Genomic DNA, 16,198 nt, shown 5'->3' on the forward strand with positions numbered 1-16,198 from the left:
GCGCCCCGATGCAAATCGGGGGCCCCGCTCCGGAGTTCGTGCCTGTCGGGGCGTCAGACCTCGACGACGACGGGAAGGATCATCGGGCGCCGGCGGTAGGTGTCGGAGACCCACTTGCCCATCGAGCGACGGACGAGCTGCTGGAGCTGGTGCGGCTCCACCACGCCGTCCTGGGCGGACTTGTTGAGCGCTTCCTCGATCTTCGGCACGACGGCGGTGAATGCCGCGTCGTCGATTCCGGAACCCCGGGCCTGGATGTACGGACCGCCCGTGATCTTGCCGGACGAGCTGTCGACCACGATGAAGACCGAGATGATGCCCTCGTCGCCGAGGATGCGACGGTCCTTGAGGGAGGTCTCCGTGACGTCTCCGACCGAGAGGCCGTCGACGTACACATAACCGGCCTGCACCTTGCCGACGATCCTGGCCTTGCCATCGACGAGGTCGACGACGACGCCGTCCTCGGCGATGACGATGTGGTCCTTGGGCACGCCGGTGAGCGCACCCAGTTCGGCGTTGGCCCGCAGGTGGCGCCATTCGCCGTGGACCGGCATCAGGTTCTTCGGCTTGCAGATGTTGTAGAAGTACAGCAGCTCGCCGGCCGAGGCGTGGCCCGAGACGTGGACCTTGGCGTTGCCCTTGTGGACGACGTGGGCACCCCAGCGGGTCAGGCCGTTGATCACGCGGTAGACCGCGTTCTCGTTGCCCGGGATCAGGGACGACGCGAGGATCACCGTGTCGCCCGGGACGATCCGGATCTGGTGGTCGCGGTTGGCCATGCGGGACAGTGCGGCCATCGGCTCGCCCTGGGAACCCGTGCAGACCAGCACGACCTCGTCGTCCGGCAGGTCGTCGAGGGTCTTGACGTCGACGACCAGGCCCGCGGGGACCTTCAGATAGCCGAGGTCACGGGCGATGCCCATGTTGCGGACCATCGAGCGGCCGACGAAGGCGACCCGGCGGCCGTACTCGTGTGCCGCGTCGAGGATCTGCTGAATCCGGTGCACGTGGCTGGCGAAGCTCGCCACGATGATGCGCTTCTGGGCGTTGGCGAAGACCGTGCGCAGGACGTTGGAGATGTCCCGCTCGGGCGGTACGAAGCCGGGAACCTCTGCGTTCGTCGAGTCGGAGAGGAGAAGGTCGATGCCTTCTTCGCTCAGCCGGGCGAAAGCGTGCAGGTCGGTGAGACGGCCGTCCAGCGGGAGCTGGTCCATCTTGAAGTCACCGGTCACGACTGCCATGCCCGCAGGCGTGCGGATGGCGACCGCGAGAGCGTCCGGGATGGAGTGGTTGACCGCGATGAATTCGCAGTCGAAGACGCCGATGCGCTCGCGCTGGCCCTCGGCGACTTCGAGGGTGTACGGACGGATGCGGTGCTCCTGAAGCTTTGCCTCGATCAGGGCGAGGGTCAGCTTGGAGCCGATGAGCGGGATGTCCGGCTTCAGCCGCAGCAGATACGGGACACCACCGATGTGGTCCTCGTGTCCGTGCGTGAGGACGATGCCCTCGATGTCGTCGAGACGGTCCCGGATCGTGGTGAAGTCCGGCAGGATCAGGTCGATTCCGGGCTGCTCCTCCTCGGGGAAGAGCACACCGCAGTCGACGATGAGCAGGCGTCCGCCGTACTCGAAAACCGTCATGTTGCGGCCGATTTCGCCGAGGCCGCCCAGAGGGGTGACGCGGAGGCCGCCCTTCGGGAGCTTCGGCGGGGTGCCGAGTTCGGGGTGCGGATGACTCAAAAGACTCTCCTTACCACGCACGCCACGTACCGCTGAGGCACGTGGCGCGCATGTCATTCGTGCACTTGCTGTTGTCTGTGTTGTCGCTCTTGCGAATGTTCTTCGCGTATTCAGTTGTGAAGTCTGTGGTTACAGCTGTACCCCACCGGCGGCGAGATCGATCTTGAGCTGCGCCGTTTCCTGTTCGGTGAGTTCCACCAGAGGGAGGCGCAGCGGGCCGGCGGGCAGGCCCTGGAGGGCGAGCGCGGCCTTGGTGGTGATCACGCCCTGGGTGCGGAACATGCCGGTGAAGACCGGCAGGAGCTTCTGATGGATCTCCGTGGCCTTCTGGACGTCTCCGCCGAGGTACGCCTCGATGAGGGCGCGCAGCTCGGGGGTGACGACGTGACCGACGACCGAGACGAAGCCGATGGCGCCGACCGAGAGCAGCGGCAGGTTCAGCATGTCGTCGCCGGAGTACCAGGCGAGGCCGGACCGGGCGATGGCCCAGCTGGCGCGGCCCAGGTCGCCCTTGGCGTCCTTGTTGGCGACGATGCGCGGATGCTCGGCGAGCCGGACCAGCGTCTCTGTGTCGATCGGCACACCGCTGCGGCCGGGAATGTCGTAGAGCATCACCGGCAGACCGGTGGCGTCCGCGATGGCCGTGAAGTGACGGAAGAGGCCTTCCTGCGGCGGCTTGTTGTAGTACGGCGTCACCGCGAGAAGGCCGTGGACGCCGGCGCGCTCGGCCGTGCGGGCCAGCTCGACGCTGTGGCGGGTGTCGTTCGTGCCGATGCCGGCGACGACATGGGCCCGGTCCCCCACGGCTTCCAGGACAGCCCGTACGAGCTGGTCTTTCTCCGCATCGCTGGTGGTCGGGGACTCGCCGGTGGTGCCATTGATGATCAGGCCGTCATTGCCTGCGTCCACCAGATGGGCGGCGAGCCGCTGGGCGCCGTCGAGGTCGAGTGCGCCGTCCGCCGTGAAGGGCGTGACCATAGCGGTGAGGACCCGCCCGAAGGGGGTCTGCGGAGTGGAGATCGGAGCCATGGGTAACACGCTACTCGTTGCTCAGCGCGCGGTGTCCCCTCGGGGGGACAAGGGATAGGAGCCCGGCACTGCCTGCTCGGGGGTTCAAGCAGTGCCGGGTCCGTTTGATCAGCCTAGATGAACTTCACGAAACGCCGCAATACGGACACCGCCTACGGAGCTACGCGTCCGTTTTTGTTGAAGGCTGCATGGGTGAGCGGCATGAGCTGCGCCCACTGTTCCTCCATCTGTTCACCGACCATTTCGATCTCCCGCTGGGGGAAGGACGGCACCTTCGCCAGCTCGTGCTGGGTGCGCAGACCGAGGAAATGCATCAGCGAGCGGGCATTGCACGTGGCGTACATCGACGAGAACAGCCCCACCGGGAGCACGGCGCGGGCGACCTCGCGGGCCACTCCGGCGGCGAGCATCTCCTGGTAGGCCTCGTATGCCTGGCGGTACGAGTCCTCCATCACACGACCCGTGAGCTCCTGCTGGGCCGCGGTGCCCTCGACGAACTCGTATTTGCCCGGGCGGCCCTGCTGAACGAGCTTGCGAGCCTCACCGGGGACGTAGAAGACCGGCTCCAGCTCCCTGTAGCGGCCCGATTCCTCGTTGTACGACCAGCCGACCCGGTGACGCATGAACTCGCGGAACACAAAGATCGGGGCACTGATGAAGAACGTCATCGAGTTGTGCTCGAACGGGGACCCGTGGCGGTCGCGCATCAGGAAGTTGATGAGCCCCTTCGAACGCTCCGGGTCCTTGCTGACCTCCTCCAGGGACTGCTCTCCGGCCGTGGAGACACGGGCGGCGAACAGGACGTCGGAGTCGGCCGCGGAGTGCTTCACCAGCTCGACGGTGACATCGCTGCGGAAGCTGGGCTTTGCGGGCTCGGGGGTCTCGGTCACCGGCGGGGTCCTTCCAATTGCGTCGCTCGGGCGGCGCCCACTCTACGGGCCGCCACTGACAACGAGGCGCGGAAGGCCCGTCCGGGGATTTCTTCGGCCAATCAGGTGATTCGGGGCACCGAACGGGCGTGCCGCGCGTCTGACTCTTTAGCAGCACCTGTAACAGAGATCAAGGAGAGTTTCCTCATGTTCCGCCGGCGTGAAGCCGTCCCGTTCGCCTTCGTGGCCGAGGCCGACCGATTCCGTAGCAACATCACGCCACCGCCCCGGGAACGCGCCACCGCCGCCCAGCTGGCGGCCCGTTCTCTCGTAGGACTCACGGTGCTCGCAGGCCTTGCCGGATCATTGATCCTCGGCCTTCCCGCGCTTGCCCCGGCCGAGGCTCCCTCGCACACTCAGCAGACCGAAGCCGCGCACGGCCCCTGACTCGTACGGGGCCCCTGGGGTGGTAGCGGCGGTGGCCTGCTCGGTAGCCTCACCGGGCACAGCAATCGAGCGTGCTTGTGAGTGAGGATCAGTCGTGCCCCTGCCCTTTCTGACGGCCGACCGCGCGTTTGACGCGAGCGCTGAGGACATCGCGCTGCCGTTCGACGACCACGACAGCTGGCGGCGCCCCTACCGCCCCGGGCCGTGGCGGGTCGCCGCGGCGGCCACCCTGTTGTTGCTCGCCTCGTACGTGCTGATCGCAGGCATGATCATCGCGTTTGCCGGGGCACTGCCCGGGGCCTCGGCATGCCTCGGGCTCGCCCTTGTGGTGATTCTCTGCGCCCTGCGGATGCTGCGGGTCGGTGCCTGGGTGAGCCGGCACGGAGTGCGGCGCGTGGGCTTCTTCATAACGACGACCGTGCCGTGGAGCCGGGTCACTGCGGTCCGCACCGTGCAGCAGCCGGTGAAGTGGCTCGGGTTCCCGCGCACGGTGCAGGGGCAGGCCCTGATCCTCGTACGTCTGGGTGGCGACGCCGTTCCGCCACTGCTCACCGACAGCAACGCGGACTTCTTGGGGCGCAGCGAGGCGTTCGACCGGGCCGCGGACACGATAGAGGCCTGGGACGACGAGTACCGGCTCAGCTAGTGCTCCGAGCCCGCCCGGCGGCCGGTTCCGTCCTCGGTCGCCGGACGGACTCGGAGGACGTTCTCAGTCGCCGGACGAGCTCGATGTGACCGCCGGGGTTGATGTCCTCATGTGGAGGGCGATGGCGCGCTGCATGGCTTTGCGGGCGCGCGGGGTGTCCCGGGCGTCCTGATAGGCGACGGCGAGCCGGAACCAGCAGCGCCAGTCGTCCGGGGAGTCCTCGGTCTCCTCGCGGCGCCGTGCGAAGACGGCGTCGGCCGAGTCCCGGTCGATACGACCGGCCGGGGTACGGACCAGTTCGTCGACGGGCAGACCGCCCTCTGCGTCCAGCTCTGCGGCCAGGGCGTTGGCCCTGCGGACGAACTGGGTGTTCTTCCAGAGGAACCAGATACCGATCACCGGCAGGATCAGTACCGCGACCCCGAAGGTGACCGTGAGCAGCGTGCCGTGCTTGATGAGCAGCAGGCCACGGCTGCCGACCAGGGCGAAGTAGAAGACCAGGACGGCAGCGGTGACGAGGTAAGTGATCTTTGCGCGCATGGCGGTGGGCTCAGTCAGTTCAGGTCGAGGAAGTTTTCCAGGCCGAAGGTTAGGCCCGGAGTGGTCACCACACGGCGTGCACCCAGCAGGATGCCCGGCATGAAGCTGCTGTGGTGCAGGGAGTCGTGGCGGATGGTGAGGGTCTCGCCCTCGCCGCCGAGCAGCACCTCCTGGTGGGCGAGGAGGCCACGGAGCCTGATCGCGTGGACCGGGACCCCGTCGACGTTCGCGCCGCGGGCGCCGTCGAGCGCCGTGGCCGTGGCGTCGGGCTGCGGGGCGCAGCCGGCCTTCTTCCGGGCTTCGGCGATCAGCTGGGCGGTGCGGGTGGCGGTGCCGGAGGGGGCGTCGACCTTGTTGGGGTGGTGCAGTTCGACGACCTCGACCGACTCGAAGTAGCGGGCGGCCTGCTCCGCGAACTTCATGGTGAGGACGGCGCCGATGGAGAAGTTCGGCGCGATGAGCACACCGGTCTCCGGGGAGCCGGAGAGCCAGGTGTTCAGCTGCGCGAGCCGTTCGTCGGTCCAGCCGGTGGTGCCGACGACCGCGTTGATTCCGTGCCGGATGCAGAAGTCGAGGTTTCCCATCACCGACGCGGGTGTGGTGAGTTCGACCGCGACCTGGGCGCCGGTTTCCGCGAGCGTCTCCAGCTTGTCGCCGCGGCTGAGTGCGGCCACCAGTTCCATGTCGTCGGCGGCCTCGACGGCTCGCACCGCTTCGGATCCGATGCGGCCCTTGGCGCCGAGAACGGCCACGCGCAGCTTGCTCATTGCTCTGCTTCCTTACGGGTGGATTAGGAGACCGCTTCGTCGAGGCGGCCGGCCTGCTTGTCCTTGAGCGGACCGATGACGGAGAGCGAGGGGCGCTGTCCGAGTACCTCGCCTGCCACTGCCCGGACGTCGTCCGGGGTGACCTGCGCTATCCGGCTCAGCATGTCGTCGACCGACATCTGCTCGCCCCAGCACAGCTCGCTCTTGCCGATACGGTTCATCAGGGCGCCGGTGTCCTCCAGGCCGAGGACGGTGGAGCCGGAGAGCTGGCCGATGGCGCGCCCGATCTCTTCGTCGCTCAGTCCGTCGGACGCTACCCGGTCGAGTTCGTCGCGGCAGATCTTCAGGACGTCGTGGACCTGGCTGGGCCGGCATCCCGCGTACACGCCGAAGAGTCCGCAGTCGGCGAAGCCCGAGGTGTACGAGTACACGCTGTAGGCGAGGCCGCGCTTCTCCCGTACCTCCTGGAAGAGGCGGGAGCTCATTCCGCCGCCCAGGGCGGTGTTGAGTACGCCGAGTGCCCAGCGGCGGTCGTCGGTGCGGGCGAGGCCCGGAACGCCGAGGACGACATGGGCCTGCTCGGTCTTGCGGTTGAACAGCTCGACCCGGCCCGCCGTGCGCAGGGTGCGAGAGCCTTCGCGGGGTGCGACCGGGACAGCTTCGGTACGGGACAGGGCACCCGCGCGCTCGAAGGCCTTGCGGACCTGGCGTACCACCGTGGCGTGGTCGACGTTGCCGGCGGCGGCGACGACCAGGTGGGTGGGGTCGTAGTGCTTCTTGTAGAAGCGGGCGATCTGGCCGCGGTTCAGTGCGTTGATCGTGTCGACGGTGCCGAGGACCGGGCGGCCGAGGGGCGTGTCGCCGAGCATCGTGTGCGCGAACAGGTCGTGCACGCAGTCGCCCGGGTCGTCCTCGGTCATCGCGATCTCTTCGAGGATGACGCCACGCTCGGCGTCGACGTCCTCGGCGGCGATCAGCGAGCCGGTCAGCATGTCGCAGACGACATCGATGGCCAGCGGCAGGTCGGTGTCGAGGACCCGCGCGTAGTAGCAGGTGTACTCCTTCGCCGTGAAGGCGTTCATCTCGCCGCCGACCGCGTCGATCGCGGACGAGATGTCGAGGGCGCTGCGCTTGGCCGTGCCCTTGAAGAGGAGGTGCTCGAGGTAGTGCGTCGCGCCGTTCAGGCTGGGCGTCTCGTCGCGTGATCCGACATTGGCCCAGATACCGAAGGTGGCGGAGCGTACGGAGGGCAGGGTCTCGGTGACGATCCGGAGACCGCCGGGGAGAACGGTACGGCGAACGGTGCCGATGCCGTTGGTGCCCTTGAGAAGCGTTTGGGTACGGGCGACGGCCCGCGCCTCCGAGGAGGTGCGGGCCGTCGTCACGGAACTACGGGACGTCACTTGGCAGCGTCGTCCTTCTTCTCGTCCTCTTCGCCCTCGATCACGGGGATGAGGGAGAGCTTGCCGCGGGAGTCGATCTCGGCGATCTCGACCTGGACCTTGGCTCCGACCGCAACCACGTCCTCGACGTTCTCCACGCGCTTGCCACCGGCGAGCTTGCGGATCTGCGAGATGTGCAGCAGGCCGTCCTTGCCCGGCATGAGCGAGACGAACGCACCGAAGGTGGTGGTCTTGACGACCGTACCCAGGTAACGCTCGCCGACCTCCGGCATGGTCGGGTTGGCGATCGCGTTGATCGTGGCGCGCGCGGCCTCGGCCTGCGAGCCCTGCTGGGCACCGATGTAGATGGTGCCGTCGTCCTCGATCGTGATGTCGGCGCCGGTGTCCTCCTGGATCTGGTTGATCATCTTGCCCTTGGGGCCGATGACCTCACCGATCTTGTCCACCGGGATCTTGACGGTGATGATCCGCGGGGCGTTCGGGGACATCTCGTCCGGGACGTCGATCGCCTCGTTCATCACATCGAGGATGTGGAGGCGGGCGTCGCGGGCCTGCTTCAGCGCGGCGGCCAGGACCGAGGCGGGGATGCCGTCGAGCTTGGTGTCGAGCTGGAGCGCGGTGACGAACTGCTTCGTACCGGCGACCTTGAAGTCCATGTCACCGAACGCGTCCTCGGCACCGAGGATGTCGGTCAGGGCGACGTAGTGGGTCTTGCCGTCGATCTCCTGGGAGATCAGACCCATGGCGATACCGGCGACGGCGGCCTTGAGCGGCACACCGGCGTTCAGCAGCGACATGGTGGAGGCGCAGACCGAGCCCATGGACGTCGAGCCGTTGGAGCCCAGCGCCTCGGAGACCTGGCGGATCGCGTAGGGGAACTCCTCGCGCGACGGCAGCACCGGCACGATGGCGCGCTCGGCGAGCGCACCGTGGCCGATCTCGCGGCGCTTGGGCGAGCCCACGCGGCCGGTCTCACCGACGGAGTACGGCGGGAAGTTGTAGTTGTGCATGTAGCGCTTGCGGGTCACCGGGGAGAGGGTGTCCAGCTGCTGCTCCATGCGGAGCATGTTCAGGGTGGTGACGCCCAGGATCTGGGTCTCGCCACGCTCGAACAGCGCCGAGCCGTGCACGCGCGGGATGGCCTCGACCTCGGCGGCGAGCGTACGGATGTCCGTGACGCCACGGCCGTCGATGCGGACCTTGTCCTTGATGACGCGCTCGCGGACCAGCTTCTTGGTCAGCGCGCGGTAGGCACCGGAGATCTCCTTCTCGCGGCCCTCGAACTGCGGGAGCAGCTTCTCGCCGGCGATCTCCTTGATGCGGTCCAGCTCGGCCTCGCGCTCCTGCTTGCCGGCGATGGTGAGCGCCTTGGCGAGCTCGGTGCTGACGGCGGCGGTGAGCGCCTCCAGGACGTCGTCCTGGTAGTCGAGGAAGACCGGGAACTCGCCGGTGGGCTTGGCAGCCTTGGCGGCGAGCTCCGACTGGGCCTTGCAGAGGGCCTTGATGAACGGCTTCGCGGCCTCGAGACCGGCGGCGACGACCTCTTCCGTCGGGGCCTCGGCGCCGTCCTTGACGAGCTGGATGGTCTTCTCGGTGGCCTCGGCCTCGACCATCATGATCGCGACGTCGCCGTCCTCCAGGACGCGACCGGCGACGACCATGTCGAAGACGGCGTCCTCGAGCTCGGTGTGCGTCGGGAAGGCGACCCACTGGCCCTTGATCAGGGCGACACGGGTGCCACCGATCGGGCCGGAGAAGGGCAGGCCGGCCAGCTGCGTGGAGCAGGAGGCGGCGTTGATCGCGATCACGTCGTACAGGTGATCGGGGTTGAGCGCCATGATCGTCTCGACGATCTGGATCTCGTTGCGCAGGCCCTTCTTGAAGGAGGGGCGCAGCGGCCGGTCGATCAGACGGCAGGTGAGGATCGCGTCCTCGGAGGGGCGGCCCTCGCGGCGGAAGAAGGAGCCGGGGATCTTGCCCGCGGCGTACTGCCGCTCCTCGACGTCCACCGTGAGGGGGAAGAAGTCGAGCTGGTCCTTCGGCTTCTTGGAAGCCGTGGTGGCCGACAGCACCATGGTGTCGTCGTCCAGGTACGCAACGGCGGAGCCGGCGGCCTGCTTGGCCAGGCGGCCCGTCTCGAAGCGGATGGTGCGGGTGCCGAAGGTTCCGTTGTCGATAACGGCCTCGGCGTAGTGGGTCTCGTTCTCCACTAGCGTTTTCTCCGATACATATCGTCTTCTCGCCCCCACGCCCGTGTGGCGGGGGACGGTGCGGAGAAGCGCTCCATCGGCGGGCCGGTCTTCGATCGAAGCACCCGGGTTGCTCTGTCCGGGGGCCACTACCGAGGACCGGCGGCGGGGAGCCTGCTTCTTCCGCTCGTCTGCGGGACGTTCCGGGACCAGGTTACTGAGATTCGGCTCAGCTTGGCATTCCGGTCGACCGGGCGAGCCGGTCACGTCCCATACATGCTGTTGCACGCACACCTGTACGTACAACAAAGGGAGCGGTTCCCTCAGTCGTGGGAACCGCTCCCTTCACGGCGTCTTACTTGGCACCGCCGGCCGCACCGCGGCGGATGCCGAGGCGGTCGACCAGGGCACGGAACCGCTGGATGTCCTTCTTGGCCAGGTACTGCAGGAGGCGGCGACGCTGGCCGACCAGGATCAGCAGACCACGACGGGAGTGGTGGTCGTGCTTGTGCGTCTTGAGGTGCTCCGTCAGGTCCGAGATACGACGGGAGAGCATGGCCACCTGGACCTCGGGGGAACCGGTGTCACCCTCCTTGGTGGCGAACTCGGACATGATCTGCTTCTTCGTAGCGGCGTCGAGCGACACGCGGTACTCCTCTTTGATGTTCGATGCGCCCACGAGTGCCCCTGGTCTTGATCTCAGGGGGTCTTCCGTTACTCGAGGACGAAGGTCCGATGAGCGCAGCCCTCAGGATGATCCGGGGGCGCGTACACAAACGGCCGTCACACAGCGTACCAGGCCTGCAGAGCCGGGTTGCCGGGGGCTGGTGGGGGCGTCCGGGTGCCGGTTTGTCCTCCATCACCGGACAGGCTTGATTGTGCCCGGCCGGGCTCGGTTCAGCTGGTGAGGGCTCTCGCTCTGGCGAAGACGTCCAGCACTGCCAGGCAGAGCGGGACCAGGGAGAGGAGGAGGGCGCTCTCCGTGAGGTCGAGGAGGCGGCCCCAGAACGGGGAGAGGCCCTTACGGGGAATGATCAGACCGATCGCCGTCAGCAGTGCGGCGCCCGCGGCCACGGCCGCGGAGAGCCAGACCGTTCGGATGTCCAGGGAGCCGCTGTCCCCGTACCGGGCCAGCTCCCTCACCAGGTCGGCCGGCGGGTTCAGGGAGAGGCCGAGGATCAGCAGGGCGACCGCGCCGATGCCCGCCACCAGGACGCAGGCGACCTGCGAGGTGTAGCGGAAGAGGCGGGTGCGCAGCAGCATCGCGAGTCCGGCGGCGAGGGCGAGGAGCCGGCCCCAGACGTTGCCGGAGAAGCCCAGGACGGCGGCGGACCCGACGACGACGGCCGCGCAGCCGCCGACCAGGCCGAGCAGCATCTCGTGGCCGCGGCGGGCCTGGGCGGCGATGCGGTCGGCGTCGACGGGGACGCCTTCGGGCTCCGGGGAGGCGTTCGGGTCCGCGAAGCTGTCGTCGTAACCCTCCGGGGCGGTGCGTGGCGATGCGTAACCGATGGGCAGCCGGGCGAAGCGGGCGGAGAGGCCGGGCAGGAAGGCGACGAGGCCGAGGGCGACCGGGGCGCAGACCGCGGCGGTCCCGGTGGCGGAGACCCCGGTGAGGATCGCGACAAAGGTGGCGAGGGTGCCGACGGTGGCGACGAAGGTCGCCGCGACGAACGGGGCGTCGCCGCTCGGGGTCAGAGCGACCAGGACGACGGACGCGACCAGGACGGCCACGCAGCCGAGCAGGAACTGCAGCCGTCCGGGGCCCTGGCCGGCATCCGGGCCGATGATGCCGGAGCCTGCGATGAGTACGAGGGGCAGCGCGCCGAGGCCGAGTGCGACGGCGGTGGCGCGATCCCCGTAGACCCGGGCGCGTACCCCCGCGAACGCGGTGAGCAGCAGTCCGGCGGAGCCCGCGATGATGCCGGGCAGGCTGTGCATGTCGTGCCGGACGGGGTCGGCGAACCAGAGGACGAAGCCCATCAGCACGAGGAGCAGTACGCCGCCCAGCAGACCGGCGCCGCGCAGCAGTTCGTCGCTCCACAGGTGGCGGTCCCGGGTGACGGCCGAGGCGACGGCGTCCGACACGTCGTCGAAGACGGCGGGTGGCAGTGACTGCGCGAACGGGCGCAGGCTGAGCAGTTCGCCGTCGAGCACCCGCTGGGCGGCGAGCGTGCGCGCCCCGTCGAGCACCGTGCCGTCGCGGCGCACCAGGTGGTAGCCGGTGGGGTGGCCGGCTGCCTGGGTCTGGCCGGTGAGACGGAGGATCTCCGGGTAGATGTCGGCGACTGCGATGTCCTCCGGCAGGGCGACGTCGATACGGCTGTCGGGCGCCACGACAGTGACGCGGCAGAAGCCCGTCGCTGCAGTCGTACTCACGTGTCTGGTCCCCCTGATTCGCGGTTGCGCACGGTGCGCGCGCCACCCTACCGGGAGGAGGAAAGGTGATCGGCAAGTAGGATCGCCGTCGCGCGGAGGGACGTCCGCAAGCAAAGGCAGCCACGGGGGGCTTCGGTGCGGGTTCGACCGGTCTTCCGCCCGTCCGTACCGAGGGATTGATGTTCCGGTGAGCCAGATCGTCGTGAAACGACCTCCGCGGTCCCTGCCGCCCGAAGTGCCCACGGACGAATTGACGTTGGAGGCCCCTCCCGAACTGCCGCGCGGGCAGCAGGAGGGCATGCTGATGCAGATCCTGCCGGTGCTCGGCATGGGTTCGTCGGTGGTCTTCTTCTTCTCGCCGCAGGCTCCTCCGTTCATGCGCATCATGGGCGTTCTGATGCTTGTCTCGACCGTCGGCATGGTGATCGCGCAGCTCGTCCGCCACCGCCGCGGTACGCAGGGGCAAATGGCAGATGTGCGACGCGACTACCTCAAATACTTGGCGCAGACGCGGCGTACGGTGCGCCGGACCGCGCGCGCTCAACGCGACGTACAGCTGTATCTGCAGCCCGCTCCTGAGCAGTTGTGGTCGGTGGTCGCCGAGGGCAGCCGGGTGTGGGAACGGCGGGTCGGGGACCACGACTTCGGGCAGGTACGGGTCGGGCTCGGGGCGCAGCAACTGTCGACTCCGCTGATCGCCCCGGACACCGCGCCGGTGGATGAGCTGGAGCCGATGTGTGCGGGGGCGATGCAGCAACTCCTCGCGGTGCACGGGTCGTTGGACGGACTGCCGATGGCTGTGTCGATGCGGGCCTTCTATCACGTGACGGTCTCCGGTCAGCCGGAGGCGGCGCAGTCGGCGGCGCGGGCGCTGGTCGCACAGCTGGTGACGCTGCACTCCCCCGAGGATCTGATGGTCGCCGTGGTGGCCGCGCCGGGTGCGGTGGCACGCTGGGACTGGACGAAGTGGCTTCCGCACGCGCAGGTGCCCGGGCAGCTCGACGGGGCCGGTACGAAGCGGTTGTTCGGCGACGATCTGGGTGAGCTGGAGCAGCTGCTGGCGAGCCGGCTGGAGGGGCGGCCGCGGTTCGGGCGGGAGAGTCAGCCGCTGCTGGACCAGCCGCACATCGTGGTGGTCCTCGACGGCGGGATGGTGCCGCCGGATTCGTTGTTCGCGGCGGCCGAGGGGCTGCAGGGCGTGACGATCGTCGAGGTCGTCCCGGGTGAGCTGGACGAGCCGCGCGGCGGGCTGTCGGTGGTGGTGTGGCCGGGGCTGCTGCGGCTGGAGTCGGGGGCGGGACTGGCGTACGAGGGTGTGCCGGACGGGATGTCGCTGCCCGCGGCCGAGGCGCTGGCCCGGCAGCTCGCACCGCTGTGCATGGGCGGGGGCGACGACGACGAACCGCTGCTCGCCAACCTGGACTTCACGGATCTGCTGAACCTCGGCGACGCGGGGGCGGTCGATGTGGCGCGCACCTGGCGGCCGCGGTCGGTCTCCGAGCGGCTGCGGGTGCCGATCGGGGTCGGTGAGGACGGTCAGCCGGTGATGCTGGACCTGAAGGAGGCCGCACAGGAGGGCATGGGTCCGCACGGGCTGTGTGTCGGTGCGACCGGTTCCGGCAAGTCGGAGCTGCTGCGGACGCTGGTCCTCGGGCTTGCGGTCACGCACTCCTCGGAGACGCTCAACTTCGTGCTGGCGGACTTCAAGGGTGGTGCGACGTTTGCCGGGATGTCGCACATGCCGCACGTGGCGGCGGTCATCACCAACCTGGCGGACGATCTGACCCTCGTCGACCGCATGGGTGATGCGATCCGCGGTGAGCTGCAGCGGCGGCAGGAGCTGCTGCGGTCGGCCGGCAACTACGCCAACATCCACGACTACGAGAAGGCGCGGGCGGCGGGCGCGGCGCTGGAGCCGCTGGCCTCACTGGTCCTGGTCATCGACGAGTTCTCCGAACTGCTGACCGCCAAGCCGGACTTCATCGACATGTTCATCCAGATCGGTCGCATCGGCCGCTCGCTGGGTGTGCATCTGCTGCTCGCCTCGCAGCGCCTGGAGGAGGGCAAGCTGCGCGGTCTGGACACCTATCTCTCGTACCGGATCGGGCTGCGGACCTTCTCGGCCGCCGAGTCGCGTACGGCGCTGGGGGTGCCCGACGCGTATCACCTGCCGTCGGTGCCGGGTTCGGGTTATCTCAAGTTCGGTACGGACGAGATGACCCGGTTCAAGGCGGCGTACGTGTCGGGGACGTACCGCACAGGTGGGCCCGATCTGTCGGTGGGGACGCTCCCGGTCGAGCGGCGGCCCGCGGTGTTCAGCGCGCTGCCGGTGCCGGTGGTGTACGCGGCGCCGGACCCGGCGCATGTGGTCGCCTCGCGGACGAGTGCGGAGGACGACGCACTCGCGGACACGGTGCTCGATGTGATCGTGCGGCGCCTCGAGGGGCAGGGGGTGCCCGCCCATCAGGTGTGGCTGCCCCCGCTGGACCGGGCGCCGACGCTGGACCAGCTGCTGCCGGGGCTCGCGCCGACCGCGGATCGGGGGTTCACAGCGACGGAGTACACGCGGCCGGGTGGGCTGACCGTTCCGCTCGGTCTCATCGACAAGCCGTTCGAGCAGCGGCGTGAGGTGCTGTACCGGGACTTCTCCGGTGCGGCGGGCCACATGATGGTGATCGGCGGTCCGCAGTCCGGGAAGTCGACGATGGTGCGGACGCTGATCTCGTCGTTCGCGCTCACCCACACCCCGCACGAAGTGCAGTTCTACGGGCTCGACTTCGGCGGTGGCGGACTGGTCTCACTGGCGGAGCTGCCGCATGTGGGCGGCATGGCGTCGCGGCTGGATCCGGAGCGGGTGCGGCGTACGGTCGCCGAGGTCGCGGGGGTGCTGAACCGGCGCGAGGAGTTCTTCCGCGCCCACTCCATCGACTCCGTCGCCACATACCGGCGCAGGCGCGCTCTCGGTGAGCTGCCGGGCGAGCCGTGGGGCGACGTGTTCCTGGTCGTCGACGGCTGGGGCGGCTTCCGGGCCGAGTACGAGATGCTGGAGCAGGTCGTCACGGACATCGCCTCGCGCGGTCTCGGGTACGGCGTCCATGTGGTGATCACGGCCGCCCGGTACATGGAGGTGCGTGCCGCGCTCAAGGACCAGATCCTCGGCCGGCTCGAACTGCGGCTCGGCGACGTCATGGACTCCGAGTTCGACCGCAGGGTCGCGGTGAACGTTCCGCAGGGAGTGCCGGGACGCGGCCAGGTCCCGGAGAAGCTGCACTTCATGGGTGCACTGCCGCGTATCGACTCCACGAGCAGCGCGGCGGATCTCTCCGACGGCACGGCGGCCTTCGTCGAGACGGTGAAGTCCAACTGGGTAGGTCCATCGGCGCCCGCCGTACGGCTGCTGCCGCGGAAACTGCCCGCCGAGCAGCTGCCGAAGGGCTTCGAGTTCCCGCAGCGCGGGATCGCGATCGGTATCGACGAGACCGACCTGGAACCGGTGTTCGTCGACTTCGAGACCGATCCGTTCTTCCTGATCTTCGGCGAGAGCGAATCGGGGAAGACGAATCTGCTGCGTCTGATCGCGAAGCAGATCGCGGAGCGCTACTCGCCCGACGAGGCGAAGCTCGTCGTCGGCGACTACCGGCGGGCCCTGCTGGGCGCGCTGCCGGAGAGCCATCTGCTGGAGTACGCACCGATGGCGAGCTCCATGCAGATGCACATGGAGGCGCTGGCCGGTGTGTTCTCGCGGCGGCAGCCGCCGACGGACGTCACGCCGCAGCAGTTGCGCGACCGCAGCTGGTGGACCGGGCCGCAGATCTTCATCATCGTCGACGACTACGACCTGGTGGCGACGAACGCGGGCAACCCGCTCGCCCCGCTCGCGGAGTATCTGCCGTTCGCCCGGGACACGGGCGTCCGGTTCGTCATCGCGCGCAACTCGGCGGGGGCCTCGCGATCGATGTACGAGTCGTTCATGCAGCGCATCAAGGAGCTGGGGGCGCAGGGCGTGGTGCTGTCCGGCGATCCGTCCGAGGGCGATCTGATCGGGCCGGTACGGGGGCATCCGATGCCGCCGGGGCGCGGGTACTTCGCCTCCCGACGGCGGGGGAACCCGCTGGTGCAGATCGGGCGGCTGCCGGAGCAGCGCTGAACCGCGGGGACCGGGAGTGGTTCCCGGCCGACGACGGTGTGGG

At 68.7% G+C, this 16,198-nt stretch carries 12 protein-coding genes; 3 read left to right on the forward strand and 9 right to left on the reverse strand.

Annotation, left to right across the window (positions count from 1 at the left end; genetic code table 11):
- Window positions 1-53: 53 nt before the first annotated feature.
- From OHA03_RS04895 to thyX, 3 genes are all read right to left on the reverse strand, one after another.
- Entirely contained in the window at window positions 54-1,739 is a 1,686-nt protein-coding gene (locus OHA03_RS04895; RefSeq protein ID WP_267001090.1) for a ribonuclease J, read from the reverse strand.
- A gap of 129 nt (window positions 1,740-1,868) precedes the next feature.
- On the reverse strand, window positions 1,869-2,768 hold the full coding sequence (gene dapA, locus OHA03_RS04900) for a 4-hydroxy-tetrahydrodipicolinate synthase (RefSeq protein ID WP_267001092.1): 900 nt from the start codon (window positions 2,766-2,768) through the stop codon (window positions 1,869-1,871).
- A gap of 152 nt (window positions 2,769-2,920) precedes the next feature.
- Window positions 2,921-3,658 carry an FAD-dependent thymidylate synthase gene (gene thyX, locus OHA03_RS04905; protein ID WP_267001094.1) on the reverse strand — a complete coding sequence of 246 codons (738 nt, stop codon included), beginning with the start codon at window positions 3,656-3,658 and terminating at the stop codon, window positions 2,921-2,923.
- A gap of 186 nt (window positions 3,659-3,844) precedes the next feature.
- Here thyX and OHA03_RS04910 point away from each other — a divergent pair, with 186 nt between their 5' ends.
- Together OHA03_RS04910 and OHA03_RS04915 are read left to right on the forward strand one after the other, a co-directional pair.
- A complete protein-coding gene (locus tag OHA03_RS04910; protein WP_267001096.1) occupies window positions 3,845-4,084 on the forward strand; it encodes a hypothetical protein in 240 nt (79 codons plus the stop codon).
- A 94-nt stretch (window positions 4,085-4,178) separates the two neighbouring features.
- Window positions 4,179-4,730 (forward strand): hypothetical protein, encoded by a 552-nt coding sequence (locus OHA03_RS04915; protein WP_267001098.1) that lies wholly within the window; start codon window positions 4,179-4,181, stop codon window positions 4,728-4,730.
- Window positions 4,731-4,793: 63 nt separating this feature from the next.
- Here the strand turns inward: OHA03_RS04915 and OHA03_RS04920 are convergent, their stop codons facing one another.
- The 6 genes from OHA03_RS04920 to eccD all read right to left on the reverse strand — a co-directional run bounded on the left by OHA03_RS04920 (window position 4,794) and on the right by eccD (window position 12,008).
- A complete protein-coding gene (locus OHA03_RS04920) occupies window positions 4,794-5,270 on the reverse strand; it encodes a tetratricopeptide repeat protein (protein ID WP_267001100.1) in 477 nt (158 codons plus the stop codon).
- Between the two features lie 14 nt (window positions 5,271-5,284).
- Window positions 5,285-6,037 (reverse strand): 4-hydroxy-tetrahydrodipicolinate reductase, encoded by a 753-nt coding sequence (gene dapB / locus OHA03_RS04925; protein ID WP_267001102.1) that lies wholly within the window; start codon window positions 6,035-6,037, stop codon window positions 5,285-5,287.
- Window positions 6,038-6,060: 23 nt separating this feature from the next.
- Window positions 6,061-7,440 carry a pitrilysin family protein gene (locus OHA03_RS04930; protein ID WP_267001104.1) on the reverse strand — a complete coding sequence of 460 codons (1,380 nt, stop codon included), beginning with the start codon at window positions 7,438-7,440 and terminating at the stop codon, window positions 6,061-6,063.
- On the reverse strand, window positions 7,437-9,650 hold the full coding sequence (locus OHA03_RS04935; RefSeq protein WP_030933195.1) for a polyribonucleotide nucleotidyltransferase: 2,214 nt from the start codon (window positions 9,648-9,650) through the stop codon (window positions 7,437-7,439). The genes OHA03_RS04930 and OHA03_RS04935 overlap by 4 nt, the downstream gene beginning before the upstream one ends.
- 334 nt (window positions 9,651-9,984) lie before the next feature.
- Window positions 9,985-10,275: a 30S ribosomal protein S15 gene (rpsO, locus tag OHA03_RS04940; RefSeq protein WP_030933198.1), complete on the reverse strand. Its 291-nt coding sequence runs from the start codon at window positions 10,273-10,275 to the stop codon at window positions 9,985-9,987.
- A 251-nt stretch (window positions 10,276-10,526) separates the two neighbouring features.
- Complete coding sequence (gene eccD / locus OHA03_RS04945) at window positions 10,527-12,008, reverse strand: type VII secretion integral membrane protein EccD (RefSeq protein ID WP_267001108.1); 1,482 nt, start codon at window positions 12,006-12,008, stop codon at window positions 10,527-10,529.
- A 187-nt stretch (window positions 12,009-12,195) separates the two neighbouring features.
- On the opposite strand from eccD, the gene eccCa reads away from it, so the two are divergent.
- Window positions 12,196-16,155, forward strand: coding sequence for a type VII secretion protein EccCa (gene eccCa / locus OHA03_RS04950; RefSeq protein ID WP_267001110.1), 3,960 nt, complete (start codon window positions 12,196-12,198; stop codon window positions 16,153-16,155).
- The last annotated feature ends 43 nt before the right edge of the window (window positions 16,156-16,198 follow it).

This window comes from Streptomyces sp. NBC_00154 (genome assembly GCF_026342835.1).
Classification (GTDB): domain Bacteria; phylum Actinomycetota; class Actinomycetes; order Streptomycetales; family Streptomycetaceae; genus Streptomyces.

Excerpts from the sequence above, each read along its gene's own strand:
- dapA (WP_267001092.1), bottom strand. The coding sequence starts at position 2,768 with ATGGCTCCGATCTCCACTCCGCAGACCCCCTTCGGGCGGGTCCTCACC.
- OHA03_RS04910 (WP_267001096.1), top strand. The coding sequence starts at position 3,845 with ATGTTCCGCCGGCGTGAAGCCGTCCCGTTCGCCTTCGTGGCCGAGGCC.
- OHA03_RS04920 (WP_267001100.1), bottom strand. The coding sequence starts at position 5,270 with ATGCGCGCAAAGATCACTTACCTCGTCACCGCTGCCGTCCTGGTCTTC.
- dapB (WP_267001102.1), bottom strand. The coding sequence starts at position 6,037 with ATGAGCAAGCTGCGCGTGGCCGTTCTCGGCGCCAAGGGCCGCATCGGA.